Raw genomic sequence first — 16,703 nt, 5'->3', positions numbered from 1 at the left:
AGATGAGAAAAAACATTACGAGATCAATTACTGCACTTGCTATAGGAACTAGTTTAATTGCTGGAGGCTTTGTATCCTCACCTGTGATCAAACCAAGTAATGTACAAGCTGCCATGAATACAGAATCAATCTTAGCTAAGCTTACACCAGAGCAAAGAAAAGCTTTGACTCAATTGAAAATGAGCGATCAATCTGGTCTGCAAATTAGTCCGGATGTTAATTTGCAAAGTGATGAAAAAATCACGGTAATCGTCCAGTTTAAAACATTGCCATCTAAAACTGCGATCATGTCTGCTAAAGCTGAAGGGAAGACTTTAAGTGCGTCACAGGCTAATCAACAAGTTGAAGATTCTCATGCAAATTTCCAAAAAGATTTAACGTCAATTTTTAAAAATGATAAAAATAAAACGCCATACACAATAAAGCAAAAGTACAAGTATGCTTTTAATGGTGTATCAATGCAATTACCAGCTAATAAAGTTGAAGCATTAATGCAATCAAAGGCTGTTAAAACTGTGTGGGAAAGTAAAGAGGTAACAGTAGATCCACCAGTTGAAGAAGAAAGTACTAAAACTGCTTCTGATTTTCCTGAAGGAGATGTGAATCCATTTTTAGGAGTAGACAAGCTGCATGAAGAAGGATTTACGGGGAAAGGAATTAAAGTTGGAGTAATCGATACGGGAGTAGACTACAATCATCCAGACATTAAAGCAGCATATAAAGGTGGCTATGATTTCGTCGATAATGATAATGATCCGATGGAAGCAACTTATGATGATTGGAAAAAATCAAAACAGCTAGAAGTTAATGCAGGGGCAACATATTACACGGTACACGGAACTCACGTTTCTGGAACGATCGTTGGTCAAGGTACTGCTGACTCCGAATATTCAGTTACAGGTATTGCTCCTGGTGCTGATTTATATGTGTATCGTGTACTTGGTCCATATGGAAGAGGATCGTCTGCAGCCATTATCGCGGGAATAGATCGTGCTGTAAGTGATGGAATGGATGTTATCAATCTATCACTTGGATCTGATTACAATGACCCAATGAATCCAATTGCTTTTGCAATTAATAATGCAGTACTGTCAGGTGTTACAGCTGTGTTAGCTGCAGGAAATGCTGGAAACGGTATGTATACTGTTGGTACTCCAGGAAATGCGCCATTAGGATTAGCAGTAGGGGCAAGCAGTGTACCGACAACGATCGCAGAACTTAAAGGTTCAGTTCAAACTAGCGTTGGAAAAACGGCGTCTGATATACGCTTAATGGCTAAGAGCTTTACGGATCAAATTCAAGATTTTATAGGAAAAAACTTACAAGTAGTAGATGCAGGTATTGGAGCTTTTGCGGACTACAATGGTAAAGACGTTAAAGGAAAAATTGCTCTAGTTCAGCGCGGCAGTATTACGCTAAACGATAAAATTAAATTTGCAAAGCTTAAGGGAGCAGCGGCTCTATTTATCTACAATACTGATCCGAAAGAAGGGTATGTACCGAATTATTTAGGTGAAGGAGTTGCAAATATTCCAACTTTCTCTTTAACAAATGCACAAGGGCTAGATTTATTACAAAAAGTAACAGCTGGCGATGCTACTTATTCATTTGAAAAATTAGGTGATGTAAAAACAGAAGGTGACAAGCTAGCTCCGTTTAGTTCACGTGGACCTGCCCGTGTAACTTATGATATTAAGCCTGAAGTTACAGCACCGGGTGTTGATATTCTTTCTACAGTACCAACGCATTTCGCCGGTAGCGCATCTCTTGGTGACTATAAGCACGCATATGCACGATTATCTGGAACATCAATGGCAAGCCCGCATGTAGCCGGTATTGCAGCATTATTATTACAAGCTCATCCGAATTATTCGCCGTTAGATGTAAAGGCTACATTAATGAACACAGCAGACCCACTGAACGATAAATACAGTGTTTTTGAAGTAGGGGCAGGACGAGTTGATGCGTATGAAGCAGTACATGCAGGAGCAAATTTAGAGGTTTTAGATACGACAGATACAATGATCGGCAATAAAATGAAAACAATTAAAGAAACTACAGGAGCAATTAGTTTCGGTACATTTACCTCAACTGGAGTAAATAGGGAAGATTACCGTAATGTAGTGTTAAGAAATGATAGCAAGGAAACGAAAACTTTTGACGTAAAAGTAGTTTACCAATCTTCAAGAATTTCAAAAGATGCTGTGGCCAATAATGTAAAGATAACAGTAGATTCAGAGCTAAAGGTTAAACCAGGTCAACAAAAGAAACATGCGGTATTTATTGATATTCCAGCAAATGCTGAAAAAGGAACATATGAAGGATATATCGTTTACACGAATAAACAAAATCCTGATGAAACATATCAAATTCCGTTCGCTGCGCGTTTCGTAGAGGAAGGTATTGAAGAGGTTGGAGCATTTCCATATGCATTAACAAGTAATACGTATGATAATCATCCATTTACGAGACCGCGTACAGATTTATACTTCCAATTGAAGTCTCATATGCGATATATCGATGTTGTATTGACGGATGCAAAAACAAATGAAGACCTTGGAATTATTGGAACACTTGATGGAATCGCTGCAGATGAGAATATGTTGTACCGTGTTGCGAATGGATTTGGTGGAATCTATATTCCGTTCTCTGCTGATCCTAATAGTCCACTAGTTTACAAGTATGTTCAAGCAAAACCAGGATTATATAAAATTAAATTTATCGGACGAAATGACCAAGGAAAAACGTTCACATCTGAAACTAAAGTCTATATTGAAGACAATAACCCTACTGTTCAACATAGCCTTCCATTTGGCGTTTATGAGTACGAAGACGGTCAACAATCAATACCATTCTCAGGTAAAGTCTTTGATAAAGATATTGAGGATATGAAAACAATGGGATTCGATATCGATCAGTCATATAACTCAGTTGTAGGATATTATGATACATTCATGGGTCCATATGGGTGGGTCGCATCACCTTCAGAAACTTTAAATGTTGACGAAAACGGTAACTATAAAGGTGAAGTTAAACTAAATCCAAATGCTAATTTCACAAGATACTACTCATTTGCAATGGACTCTGCATCAAATGGTGATTTTGGTAGAATGAATGAAACACTTTTTGTGAAAAAAGGTAGTCCATATGTAACAGGTAGTTTGAATAAAGAAACGATTAAAATGGGTGACACAATTACAGCTACTCTATCTGCTAACAACTTAAATAAAACTAATAAAGTATCATTTGAATTTGACTACGCACCATACAATTTTGAAATTGTTGATGTATTGAAAAATTCACAAACGAAAAATCAAATTAGCTCGGTTACAACCGTAGAGACAGCATCTACAAGTGGAAAACATGTAACAGTAACAGTAGAGTTAGCAAAGCCAATTACTGGCGAAGCACCACTTCTTGATATTCAAGTAAAAGCTAAGAGTGATAACTTTAATAAAGGCTGGTATGAGCTACAAGACTTAAAAGCAAGTGTTACAAATAAATCCGGTACAACTGAAAGTGCACCTGGATTTATGAAGTCATTCAGTGTATTACCAACTTTCTCTCAAATGGCTGCAAAATTAATTCCAGAAGGCTACTTTACGCCACAAGGAATGCAGATTGCCCCTTACGATTACACAAAAATTGGAGCTAAAATCAAAGTAATGGATGATCAAAATAATGTTTATACGAATGTAACAGTTCATCCTGATGCGTTCTTTGAAGTCTTCAATCTTCCATTGTCAAATAAACCATTTACATTCGAATTGGCTGTACCTGGTCATTTCACAACTAAAGGTATATTTACAATTGGAAAGACTACAGAAAATGGTGTACTTGGAGAAGCAAAATTAATTGGCGGAGTAAGTCTAATTGCTGGAGATGTCAATAATGACGATGTAATTGATGTAAAGGATGCAATTGCGATGAAATCAAACTGGGGTACAACTAACCGTGCAACTGATATAAACTTCGACGGAACAACGGACGCAAAAGATTTTGCTTTTATTGAGCAAAATTATCTAATGAAAAATCCAACCGTAACCGATGCGCCAAAACCAGTTAAGAAATACCAAGGAATAACAATTGATCTTGTTAAGACTCAATTAGGTATTAACTAGAATCATATTTTTAAAGACAATCAAGCGGGAGAATCCTGATTGATTGTCTTTTTTTCGTTGTTGTTTGGAAGATTCAGCTAGATTCATGAAATCGTGGGTAATTTATTTAATATTTGAATCGATATCAATGAGCTTTATCGATTTATCAGCGAGATTCGGCTGTTTATCAACGAAGTTCACAGCTTTATCAATAAAGTACACAAAGTGTTCGGCTTTTCCATTAAGAGAGAACGTATAACTCAGTGCACAGCTGCCAAGAAAAAGAGGCCGTCAGCTTTACGCACAAAAACCCACGCTTTATGAACAAAACTCACTACTTTACGCACAAATTTCATGACTTTATGCATCAAGTTCACAACTTTATGCACATAGTACACAAAGTGTTCGCCCTTTTTATTAAGAGAGGTTATAAAACACGCTGCACAGCTACCAAAAATAAGAGGCTACCCATTGAATGCAAAAAGTACACAAAATATTCGTATTTTCTGGTTATCACTACTTTGAATAGATGTACACATACTTGAATATAAATTTAATAAAAACTGTATGTGGAGGACTATTTATGGCTTTTGTTGCAATCTATACAGTTGGTAGGCTAAAACACCCATATGACCACTCTGCCTCCCGGGAATTTTTTAGTGTAGGTAATGATGTATTTCGTCAGGCGACGAAATCAGGACATATGATTGATGCGTTTTCATCTGATGGAATATCACTACCTAAGGAAGTGACAACAGGGGACGGTCATCCTATCCTTACACTAACAGTATGGAGGAATCTAGAATCTTTGTATCAATTTACCTACTCAGGTCATCATAAACAAGCTTTGAGAGATCGGAGCAAATGGATGGAGCAATATAAAGAAAAACATCTTTCATACGTATTATGGTGGACTGAGAAGTTAAGTGAGGTTTCTTGGGAAGAGGCATTTAAGAGATATGAAGATTACATTCAAAACGAAGCCTCTCCATTTGCGTTTGACTTTAAAAATGCATTTGATGAGCAAGGTGATTCTTTTGTCATTAAATAAAGGTAGATTTTTACATTAATAGCATTTTAATGATAAATAAGTAGGAATTTTACAAAAAAAATATAATTCCTACTTGATTTATAGGAATACTTGTATTAATATTTTCGTAAATTAAACTATTAAATAAAAGGGGGAGAAAAATGAATACATTTCTTATTTGCGTTAATGTTGTTATTTTATTAGTACTTATTTATGGATTGTATTTTATGCAAAAGAAACATGTATCGTTTTCAAAACGTGTATTCACGGCTTTAGGTTTAGGTCTTATTTTTGGTTATATTATTCATTTAATCTATGGAACTGAACATGAAGTAACAGTTGGAACAATTGATTGGTTTAGCATTGTTGGTAGTGGCTATGTAAAACTATTACAAATGATTGTTATGCCACTAGTATTTGTTTCAATTGTCGGAGCATTTACAAAATTAAAGTTGACTAAAAATATCGGGAAAATTAGTTTCCTAGTTATTGGAATTCTACTAGGTACAACTGCTATTTCAGCAGCAATAGGAATAGGTTCTGCTTTAGGATTTGGACTTGATGGTATAAAGATATCTGCTGGTGCTGCAGAGACTGCTAGAATTACAGAGTTACAGGGGCGTGTTCCTACTGTAGAAGCTATGACAATTCCAAAACAAATTCTTGAGTTAATTCCAAGTAATCCATTTTTAGATTTAACTGGTGCACGTGCAACATCGACAATCGCAGTTGTAATCTTTGCAGCTCTAATCGGTATTGCCTACCTAGGCGTAAAACGTAAAGAACCTGAACATGCAGAGTTTTTTGCAAAAATAATTGATACGCTTTACACAATTACAATGAGAGTTGTATCTTTAATTCTTCGTTTAACACCTTATGGGATTTTAGCAATCATTACAAAAGTTACAGCGACAAGTGATTACGATGCAATCGTAAAATTAGGTAAGTTTGTAATCGCATCATACGTGGCGTTAATCGTAATGTTTATTGTGCATCTACTATTGTTATCATTAGCAAAACTTAGCCCAGTAAGATATGTGAAAAAGGCATTACCAACTCTATCATTTGCCTTTACATCACGTACAAGTGCTGGAACATTGCCAATGACAATCAAAACACAAACAAAAGATTTTGGAGTTTCAGAAGGAATTGCAAACTTCGCTGGTTCCTTTGGCCTATCAATCGGTCAAAATGGATGTGCTGGTATTTATCCAGCAATGTTAGCTGTAATGGTTGCTCCATCAGCTGGAGTTGATCCTACAAGCTTTTCATTCATCATCTCTCTAATTTTAATCGTTGCAATCAGTTCATTCGGTGTAGCTGGTGTCGGCGGAGGAGCAACTTTTGCGGCTCTAATCGTATTATCAGTTATGAATCTTCCAATTGCTATCGTTGGATTACTAATCTCAGTCGAACCTTTAATTGACATGGGACGTACAGCTCTAAACGTTAGTGGAGCAATGACATCAGGTATTCTAACTAGTAAAGCAACAGGAGAATTTGAATCTGAAGTTTACCAACAAACAGATGTTGTAGAAGCATAATTTATTACATTAAAAAATAAAGAGTCCCATGTAAAAATACATTTGGGACTCTTTTTTAGTTTCTTTATAGAATTCAACACATTAATTAAAAAAATTTAGATTGATGAAGTTTTACAAAATATAGATAGGATCAATCCTCGTTAAAATGAAATAGTAGATTTTTTTCATTAGGAGGATGAAAATATGTTTAAAAAATTATCAATTATCACTTTACTAATTTTAGTAGTAATGACTATTTATGGATATTTTACGACTCTGTTTTTGGAATTATTGCCATATTTAAGTTTAATAGTAGGAATTACGATTTTTGTGAATGGATTGAAAGTAAAGGACAAGCCATTAAAGAAAAAACTTTATATCATAACAGCCAGTTTGTCTTTCATTTCATTTATAAGGATCATGCTTAACTAGTGTTTTATTTGCGAAGAATAATTCGGTTGTTCACGAAAATTTATTTTTGAACGTTGAAACCCTTTTACCTTTAATTAGGTAACAGGGTCTTTTTTGTTTTGTTAAATTTTTTAAAGTACTTAATTACTTTTTAAAATTATTTGGTGAAATCTATCGATTAATATTTAGACGGTTGAAAGAATTGATCAAATTAAAATTCGTATCAACTGTCTGTATAATAAAATTGTAATTTTGTGGAAATTCAATGCTTAATGAAAGGAGCTGATCGAGCAGATAATGGTATGTAATGAAAAGCTATATTCGAGTGCTGTAATTTCAAAAATTTTCATATCTAATAGCCCCCGTGCCCCTACAATGAAATTGCAAAATTAAAATAGGAGATAAAAAATACGGAGGGAAGAAATATGAAAAGTGTATGGAAGGTATTAAGTTTAACAGTACTAGCAACATCTTTAATTGCAGCCCCATCAGTAAATGCCGCAACTATAGGGTTAGTTAAGCAGTCTGGTGGAAATACAATACATCAAGTAAAAACTTCAGCAAAGATTAATCAGTTTTTAAATGACTTATCTCCCGAGCAAAGAAAAGCACTCCAAGATTTAACCTCAACTAATAAACAAGTACTAAACATTTCACCAGAAAAGGACTTAAACACTTCAAAAGAAATTTCAGTTATTGTCGAATTCAAACAACAAACAGCAAACACTTCTATTTTATTAGAAAAACTAAAAGGTAAGTCTTTATCAGAAGTAGAAGCGAATAAAAAATTAGAAGCATCACATGATCAATTTAAAAAAGATTTATCGAAACTAAAAATTAAATATAAAGTGAAAGATACTTTTAAGGAAGTATTTAATGGTGTTTCACTAACACTTCCTGCGAACCAAGTAAAAAGTGTACTTCAATCTGGAGTAATAAAAAGTGTTTATGAAAATAAAAAAGTTCAGTTGATTGAACCAATTTCTCCACTTAAAGCAAAAGGAACATCATCTTATAGCGGAAAATCTCCTCTTGAAATTATGGGAGTGGATAAGCTTCATAAAAAAGGGTTAACCGGTAAAAACGTTAAGGTTGGTGTTCTTGATACAGGGATTGATTATAACCATCCTGACTTAAAACATGCCTACAAAGGTGGCTATGATTTTGTTGATAATGATAAAGATCCAATGGAAACGACTGTTGATGATTGGGTAAAAGCTGGGAAGCCAGGAGGGACTTCTTCAGGTTATGTTACATATCATGGAACCCATGTTTCAGGTATAATTGCTGGTCAAGCAAAAGCAAAATCAAAATATGCAATGGAAGGTGTTGCACCTGACGCGAAACTTTACGTCTATCGAGTACTTGGACCGCATAGTACTGGTTCAACTGAGGATATTTTAGCGGGAATTGAACAATCAGTAAAAGATAAAATGGATGTTATTAATCTATCACTAGGTGCAAATTATAATGATCCATATTCGCCTTTAGCTATTGGAATTAATAATGCAGTATTATCCGGCGTTACTTGTGTATTAGCTGCTGGTAATGATGGCGGTGCAATGTACACTCTTGGCACTCCTGCCGCTTCAGCACTTGGGATTACAGTAGGTGCAAGTAATCCAGAAGTTGCTGAGTACAATTATACAGGGACATTTAAAAGTCGTAGTGCAAACATAGATTCCGAGATTCATTATGCTACAAATGGCTTTGAAGAGGATCCTAGAAAATTAGAAGGAAAAAGTTTTGATATCGTTGATGTCGGCTTAGGGCAAGAATCCGATTTTAATAATAAAAACGTAAATGGGAAAATTGCTCTTGTATCAACAGGTATTACTTCATTACAGGATAAGGTAAGATTGGCGAAAAAACACGGAGCAGCTGCTGTATTTATGTATAGTACTTCTAATGGCTCTGTTACTGACAAGCTTCCAGTAGCGATTGAAAATACATATGCATATATTTTGAGCGGGGAACAGGGAAAAGCTTTTAAAGAAATTTTGAAAAATGAAAAAGCAAAATATACATTTACAACTATTCAAAAAAGTGTACTTTACACGGAAGATTCACTTTCATTTTTTAGCTCACGTGGTCCAGCATTAATGACCTATGATATTAAACCAGAAGTGACTGCACCAGGTATGAGTATCATGTCTACTGTTCCTCCAAATGTTTATGGTGATAAATATGAGGGATTGTATCAATATGGATATGCCCCTTTATCTGGAACTTCTATGGCAACGCCGGAAGTAACTGGAGTAGCAGCCCTATTGTTAGAGGAAAATCCAAAAGCATCACCTGCTGATATTAAAACGACTTTAATGAATACGGCTGATCATATGAATGGGAATTATAGTGTTTTTGAAGTTGGTGCCGGACGTGTCAATGCACTTAAGGCGATTAATTCAAAAACATCATTTCAAGTACAAAATACAACAACTAATATTAATAATAATGAAGAAATACAAGTAGCTGATTTAACAGGAGCATTAAGCTTCGGTAGTCTATATACAAATGGAGAGGCTGTACAAGGTAAAAAGACCATCAAGATAAAGAATAAAGATAGCAAGGAAAAAGTTTTTGAAATGAATGTAAGCTATCAAACGGTAAGAGACTCACTTGATGCGACTGCAAACGGTGTGACTGTAAGTACGAATAAATCCTTTGTACTGATTAAAGGAAACAGTAAACAAAATATTGAAGCGACAATCAAACTACCCGCATCTGCCAAATTCGGTTTATACGAAGGGTATATAACGTATACAAATGTTTTAAAACCAAAAGAAACATATCAAATGCCATTTGCTGTTCGTAAAGTAAAAGAAGGTATTGAATATCTTAATACAAGCTCAGGGATCACAACGATTAACAACGGTAATCTTGCTTATAACGGTATGGCTTCAGCTACTTTTAAATTAAACTCTCATATTCGATCCCTTGATATTTTCTTAGCGGATTCAAACGCAAAAGATTTCGGATACTTAGGATATTATGATGGAGTTGGAATACCAGAAAATCAAGATATTAAATTAGCCAATTTCTTCAATGGAGATTATTATCCTATTGGAGTAACAACTGAACAGGCAATCGGAATGGAACCTACACATGTAAAACCAGGTACGTATTATGTGAAATTTGTATTTTCAGAAGAAAGTGGAAAACAAATCATTATTGAAAAGCCGATTTCGGTTGATAATTCGAAGCCAGAAATGAAAACTAATTTAGCAGATGGTGTCATTGAAGTGGATCCTAATAATCCGATTGAAATAAAAGGGAATGTAATGGATCAAGGAGTAAAAGAATTAATAGCAGCTGGTTCTGAAATAACTCAAGGAAATAACATGCTTTATTATAAATACAACACGAACTATCCAACTACACAAGCTCTTGATACAAATGGGAATTTTACATTTGCCAGAAATAATATACCTAGTTCCTTAAGTGTATTACCAATAGAAATGTATGCAATGGATTATATAGGAAATAAAACAAATTCATTACAATACTATTTTGTAAAAAAAGGATCTCCTTATGTGACAAGTATTGCTAATCATAAAGAAGTAACTCAAGGTGACACAATAACTTACGATGTAAATGCCGTGAATCAGGGGGTATTTAAAACTGCAGAATTAGAATTCAAATACGATCCAAATGTTCTTTCTTTTTCAGATATTTCACTAGTTGAAAACATGAAAGATCGCTTTGATGCAACTGTAACAAACGAAAATGGAACGATTAAAGTCAATTTATCGGCGAAAGATACATCTCGGAATGCAGAAAATGCATTATCACTTTTGAAACTGACAGCAACAGTTAAAAATGATAAGTATTTTAATGATTATACAAAAGTAACTTTATCAAAAGCTAATTTTACTAGCCTTACAGATTTGAAAACGGCTAGTGGACGTGTCGATCCAGCAGTTAAAATTAATGCTACGAATTCTCAAATATTAGGCACTATGAATGGAGAAGCAGTCTATAAAGTAGCAGCTACTGGTCCTGTAAAGCTGTTTGATTACTCTAAAATGGGTGCTACTGTAAAGGTAATTGATAAGAACGGTAAGGAGTATGCTGGAAAAGTATTAGATACTCCTAATTTTCAAGTAGATTCATTACCGTCTAGTGACTTACTCAAGTTAGTACTAGATATCCCTGGACATTTTACACTACAAAAATCCTTCTATATAGGGTTAGATGGACAGGTTGGTGAAAAGAAATTTATAAATAAGAAACTAGCAAGCGCTGGAGATGTAAATAAAGACAATGTTATCGATATATTAGATGCAATTTATCTACAAGAGCATTGGGGTACAAATGACCGCAAAGGCGATATTAACTTTGATGGTAAGGTCGATATGACTGACATGAATTATATTAAGCAAAACTTCCTAAAGGAAAATCCGACAGTACCTCATCAAAACCAACCGAAGTCCACTGAAAATGGGAAAACATTACAAAGTATTATTGAAAGTTTAAATTAATAGAATAGTAAGAAAAACTAGTCCTGAAATTTAGGACTAGTTTTTTTATAGAAGAATGAATGAAAACAATTCATAAAAAATAGTAAAAATAGTTGTAATGTATTAATAAGAGATAATGCAAAATAGGTTCATATATACTTTAATAATCGATTGATCAAAAGTTGAATCGTACTTTGGAAATTATTTTGTTGAGAAGTTATTTTCGTTATGTAGTACTTTAGAATCCTATATAAAGTTAGCCGTTTACCGAGACTTTACAAACTATAAATCTCGAATTTATACTGAAATTGTTGGAATTTTATTTCAATTGAATAATAATTAAATTTGAAATTTATTTTCAATTGTATTTCCAACATTTAGACTAGTTTAAGTTTAGGTAAATATATTAATGGGAGGAGAGTTTATTTGACTCGAATAACTCGAAGTATTGTAACATCAACTTTAACACTTGCTTTAGTAGCCTCAACAGGTTCTGCTAGCTTTGCACAAACAATTTCAGAGAATACCTCAATTCAAGCAGAGGTGAATGGAATGAAACAAACCAAAAACAGTGAGAACTTCCCTGTATTAAAGAAAGTTAAACGTCCTGAAGAGGTTGGGTTTTCATCTGAGAAATTAAAACAAGTAGATGAATTAATCCAACAAGACGTAGACAATGGTTTTCCTGGTGCAGTTTTAATGATTATCAAAGATGGGAAAATCGTAAAAAACACAGCCTATGGTTATGCGAAAAAATATGATGGACTAACACCACTGAAACATCCGGAGAAAATGAAGACTTCTACAATGTTTGATTTAGCGTCAAACACAAAAATGTATGCGGTTAACTTCGCCTTACAACATCTTGTTAGTTTAGGGAAAATAGACCTAAATGCAACTGTACAATCATACTTTCCAAATTTTAAAGACAAACCAACTGATGTAATTAAAGGGAAGGATACTTTACGCTTAATTGATATTTTACATCACACTGCAGGCTTCCCTGCTGATCCACAATATCATAATCTATCTGTAGCCGGATCTTTATATACACAAGACCGTAATGAAACATTTGAGAAAATCGCTGAAACACCACTTGAATACGTACCTGGTACGAAAAATATTTATAGTGACGTAGATTATATGATTCTTGGTTTTATTATTGAAAAAGTAACTGGTCAACGACTTGACGATTATGTTGAAAATACGATATATAAACCACTAGGTCTAAAGCACACTATGTTCAATCCATTGCAAAAAGGATTCAAACCGAAAGATTTCGCGGCAACAGAGTTAGAAGGGAATACTCGTGACGGTGTCATCTCCTTCCCAAATATTCGTACATACACTTTACAGGGAGAAGTTCACGATGAAAAAGCTTATTATTCAATGGGCGGTGTCTCTGGTCACGCGGGACTTTTCTCCACGACAAACGATTTAGCTGTCCTATTACAAGTAATGCTAAACGGAGGCGGATATGGCAAAGTAAAACTATTTGATCAAAAGACGGTTGATCAGTTTACAGCACCTTCTGATTTAAATCCAACTTACGGTTTAGGATGGAGAAGAAATGGTTCTTCTAGTATGGCATCTACATTTGGATTGTACGCAAGTCCAAATGCGATTGGTCATACTGGATGGGTTGGTACTCTGACAATCATCGATCCAGATAATGACTTAGGTATTGTTTTATTGACGAACAAAAAACATTCACCAGTCATTGATCCAGCAACAAATCCGAACAAGTTTGAAGGGGATGACTTTGCTACAGGACAATACAAAGCTGTAGCGACTGCCGTATATGAAGCGTTGTTAAAATAATGTGATTTAACAAAAATAGAAAGCTTTGAAAACAATAAGACAGCAAGAGTAATATTCTTGCTGTCTAAAGTATCCTTATAAGTTTTCTGCAACGGCTACTAAATAATATGACAAACCAACCTGTTGATTTTCCAATAAATCTCTATGAAAATTATCATGCAGGAAAAACTTTGTTTGATTAACGAAATCCTCTTTACTAATTACATGTCCATTTTTATTTAAAAATTGTATATGTGTAGAAGCAACTTTCTGAACAATCGGATCGTTAAACTTTACTCCTGTTTTTAGAAAATCTGCCATTTTGACTTGGAAATTTTGTGCTTCGATTGCCATTAAATTCATTCTTTCAACATCAATCGCACTTACATCCAGTGCAACATTATATGTTTCCTCTAAATAACTATTTTGTTCTTCGAGCGCATTTTTCCAATCTTCTTCTCTTTCAAATCCTTTAAACATTAAATTTTTCTCCATTTTTTCTCCCTTAGTAACATGATTTAATGACGTTTTTACCGTTTGTATTAATTGCTCGTATCGGTTAATTTTTTTCTCTAAAAGAGCTAATTGTTTTTCTAGAGTAGTTGACCTATTTGATTCTTCAACTAACAATTTTTTAATTTCTAACAATGGAAAGTCTAATTCTTTATAAAAAAGAATTTCCTGTAAGCGATCTAGATCATTTAAAGAATAGTAACGGTAGCCTGTTTCTCCGATTTCAAAAGGAATTAGTAATCCAATCTTGTGATAATGGTATAGTGTCTTAATGGAAATACCAGCGATACTTGATAAATCTTTAACTGTAAGTCTCATAATTTCCCCCTTTCGACTTTTACTATGGGATATGACCTAAGGTTGGAGTCAATATTTTATATAAAATTAAGTGATATTTTTATTTGAAAAGATCAACTACCGATTAAAACGATTAGAATTTTTCTATAGTAATACACATATAAATAAAGGGTTTTCTAAACAAACAGAAACCATTCGATTAAAAATGAGAAATCTCAATTAGGGATGTGATCGAGGATGTTGATTCTGTTACTTGCAGTTCCAGTCATGATATTAGGATTAATTTGTTTGTGGGTTTCGATATTTAATAAAAAAAAGCATATATTAAGTAGGTTATTTTATTTGTTTTTAGGAATAACATTGGGAATTTTCTCGATATATCTATTAGATTTCTATTTATTTTTCCGACTATAAATGGCATTAACAAAAAGAATGATAAGAACTTATGGTAAAATTAAATTACATAACTTTCCAATTTAGTTTGAAAACATCTTTGAATTAATTTGAACTTACAGCAGTTAGCTAATAAAAAGTTATCAAAATACATAATATAGAATTACGAAAACAGAGGAGAAGATAATGAAAGAATTTTTACTGCTTTTAAAGAAAGGGAATAAATCTGCATTATTAGCAGCTATAGTTAATGCGGTAATCGCCATCATTAAAGGAATTGGTTTTAGTATGACAGGAAATGTGGCACTATTTGCTGAAACGATGCATAGTGCTGCTGATACAGCAAACCAACTTTTTGTATTTAGTGGCTCTGCACTAAGTAAAAAGGCACCAACAGATCGGTTTCCAAATGGATTTGGCCGACTAGTTAATTTAGTTTTGCTTGGAGCCGTATTAATAGTAGGAATTATGGCATATGAAACGATTGTCGAAGGAATTCATCATATCATCCATCCGACACACTCTTCAGGATTAACCATAACTCTTGTTATTTTAGCAGCTTCAACAGTTCTTGAATCATTTGTATTATATAAAGCGATGAAGGAAATTAATCATGAACTAGGAATTCAACCAACGGGTTTTGCAGTAGTTACCCAAGCGATGGCTAATATGGGAAAGGCTAAACCAGCTACAAAATTAGTGTTCTTAGAAGATACTGTTGCAACGCTAGGCGGATTACTAGCAATGGCTGCAGTAATCATTGCTTACTTTACACCATTTCATCAAGCTGAAGGTATTGCTTCCGTGATCATCGGCCTTTTAATGTTCATGGTTGTTGGAAAGGTATTTCTTGATAATGCTGCTGGTGTAATTGGAGAATCCGACGAAGAAATGGAAGATAAAATCGGCGAAATGGTAATGAACGATCCAGATGTTAAAGATATTCAAGCTCTAACAGTTGTAAAAGAAGGCGAAGATTTACATGTTGAATTGGAAATTGAACTTGACCCTAGTTTAACAGTTGCACAAGCCGATGACATAAAAGACAGATTAGAAGAAAAAATTATGCAAGAAAATGGGGTAACCGACGTAATTATTGAATTAGATGAAGACGACGGGATTCAGAAGTGGGCTGAAGATCATAAGAAGTCAGATTTAATTGAGAAATAGAATACGTTAAAAGCGGCAATTTACTTTTTAGCTGGATAGTCAAATATGATTATCCAGTTTTTTATTATAGATCATAAGAAAGCAGAACTTCTTTTAGAAAATATGAAGAATACAGATATGAAGAGAACGAAATCATATTTATAGAGTGTTTAAAGGGGAAAGGACTTGGTTATTTCAAGTCCTTTTTATATGAAACGATATGAAATTAGCCTTCTAGTTGATTAGTTAATTCTGTCACTTCATTATTTATTTTTAATTCTATTTCTTTCATTTCTAAGGTTAAATTATTAGGTATACCTCGTATATATTTGCCCGTGTTATTGTCCTGAGTAAATCTACCCTTATATGCTCCTCTAAATGAATAAAACTTAAATCCTATATCCATGTTGCCCATATCATTTGATAAAAAAGCTACAATATTTTGTCCGACTTTTGAATTTGGAATACCTTCAAATAATATAACAAGTTTTTCCTCTAATTCTTCTTTAGATATATTTTTAAACTTCTGATCTAGGCCGAAGTCTTTTTTTGAGATTTCGCCACCATATTCTAAGATAGTTATTGTTTTACCTATCATTTTTTTGTCACCTGATAGAACATTCCTTATTTTATATGTTAATTTTGTATAGGGTGTACCATGAGTATTCGGATCCTTATAAACGTATGGCTCAGCTGCGATAACTGTACCTTGAACAACTAAATCAGAGTCTTTCGTTAAATCTTCAACAGAATCAAAATGACCAAAAAGTAATCCGCTAGTTTTGATGACTTCTTTTCTGGGGTTATTTGTTTGATTAGAAGTCGAGTTAGTCTTTTTCAATTCTGTATCATTATCTTCTCTTTCAAGTTCTTTGATTGCATTGGAAGAATTATTTTTTGTATTTAGGTTTAAATTTTGTGAATTCATGGAGTAAATTGATAAGCTTATTAAGACTACGATAAAAATTAGTGAACATATAAAAACTTTTTTCATAAGCCCTCACTTTTTACTTTTTTATTTTATACA

General features: G+C 33.8%; 9 protein-coding genes. 7 read left to right on the top strand and 2 right to left on the bottom strand.

All coding sequences use genetic code 11. The features are described 5' to 3' along the window. Nucleotides 1–2 precede the first annotated feature (2 nt). The 6 genes from CN692_RS27055 (at nt 3) to pbp4b (ending at nt 13,345) form a co-directional block, all read left to right on the top strand. Nucleotides 3–4,121 (top strand): S8 family serine peptidase, encoded by a 4,119-nt coding sequence (locus CN692_RS27055; protein WP_179874467.1) that lies wholly within the window; start codon nt 3–5, stop codon nt 4,119–4,121. A gap of 562 nt (nt 4,122–4,683) precedes the next feature. Further along, complete coding sequence (locus CN692_RS16990; RefSeq protein ID WP_098120358.1) at nt 4,684–5,151, top strand: DUF3291 domain-containing protein; 468 nt, start codon at nt 4,684–4,686, stop codon at nt 5,149–5,151. 140 nt (nt 5,152–5,291) lie between these two features. Then, nucleotides 5,292–6,674 carry an L-cystine transporter gene (locus tag CN692_RS16985; RefSeq protein ID WP_098120357.1) on the top strand — a complete coding sequence of 461 codons (1,383 nt, stop codon included), beginning with the start codon at nt 5,292–5,294 and terminating at the stop codon, nt 6,672–6,674. Nucleotides 6,675–6,857: 183 nt separating this feature from the next. Continuing rightward, nucleotides 6,858–7,085: a hypothetical protein gene (locus tag CN692_RS16980; RefSeq protein WP_098120356.1), complete on the top strand. Its 228-nt coding sequence runs from the start codon at nt 6,858–6,860 to the stop codon at nt 7,083–7,085. A 404-nt stretch (nt 7,086–7,489) separates the two neighbouring features. Beyond that, complete coding sequence (locus CN692_RS16975) at nt 7,490–11,545, top strand: S8 family serine peptidase (RefSeq protein WP_098120355.1); 4,056 nt, start codon at nt 7,490–7,492, stop codon at nt 11,543–11,545. A gap of 531 nt (nt 11,546–12,076) precedes the next feature. Next, nucleotides 12,077–13,345, top strand: coding sequence for a penicillin binding protein PBP4B (pbp4b, locus tag CN692_RS16970; RefSeq protein ID WP_098120381.1), 1,269 nt, complete (start codon nt 12,077–12,079; stop codon nt 13,343–13,345). A 75-nt stretch (nt 13,346–13,420) separates the two neighbouring features. Here pbp4b and CN692_RS16965 read toward each other — a convergent pair whose 3' ends face one another. After that, nucleotides 13,421–14,155: a MerR family transcriptional regulator gene (locus CN692_RS16965; protein ID WP_098120354.1), complete on the bottom strand. Its 735-nt coding sequence runs from the start codon at nt 14,153–14,155 to the stop codon at nt 13,421–13,423. A gap of 558 nt (nt 14,156–14,713) precedes the next feature. On the opposite strand from CN692_RS16965, the gene CN692_RS16960 reads away from it, so the two are divergent. Beyond that, nucleotides 14,714–15,697 (top strand): cation diffusion facilitator family transporter, encoded by a 984-nt coding sequence (locus tag CN692_RS16960; protein ID WP_098120353.1) that lies wholly within the window; start codon nt 14,714–14,716, stop codon nt 15,695–15,697. 205 nt (nt 15,698–15,902) lie between these two features. On the opposite strand, the gene CN692_RS16955 is transcribed toward CN692_RS16960, so the two are convergent. Further along, the gene (locus CN692_RS16955; RefSeq protein WP_098120352.1) at nt 15,903–16,670 is read right to left on the bottom strand and encodes a hypothetical protein; all 768 of its coding nucleotides are present in this window, start codon (nt 16,668–16,670) and stop codon (nt 15,903–15,905) included. Nucleotides 16,671–16,703 lie beyond the last annotated feature (33 nt).

It is taken from the genome of Bacillus sp. AFS002410 (assembly GCF_002556365.1).
Lineage (GTDB): Bacteria > Bacillota > Bacilli > Bacillales > Bacillaceae_G > Gottfriedia.
Note: the sequence above shows the minus strand (reverse complement) of the source record. Positions and strands in the feature narration are given on the sequence as shown.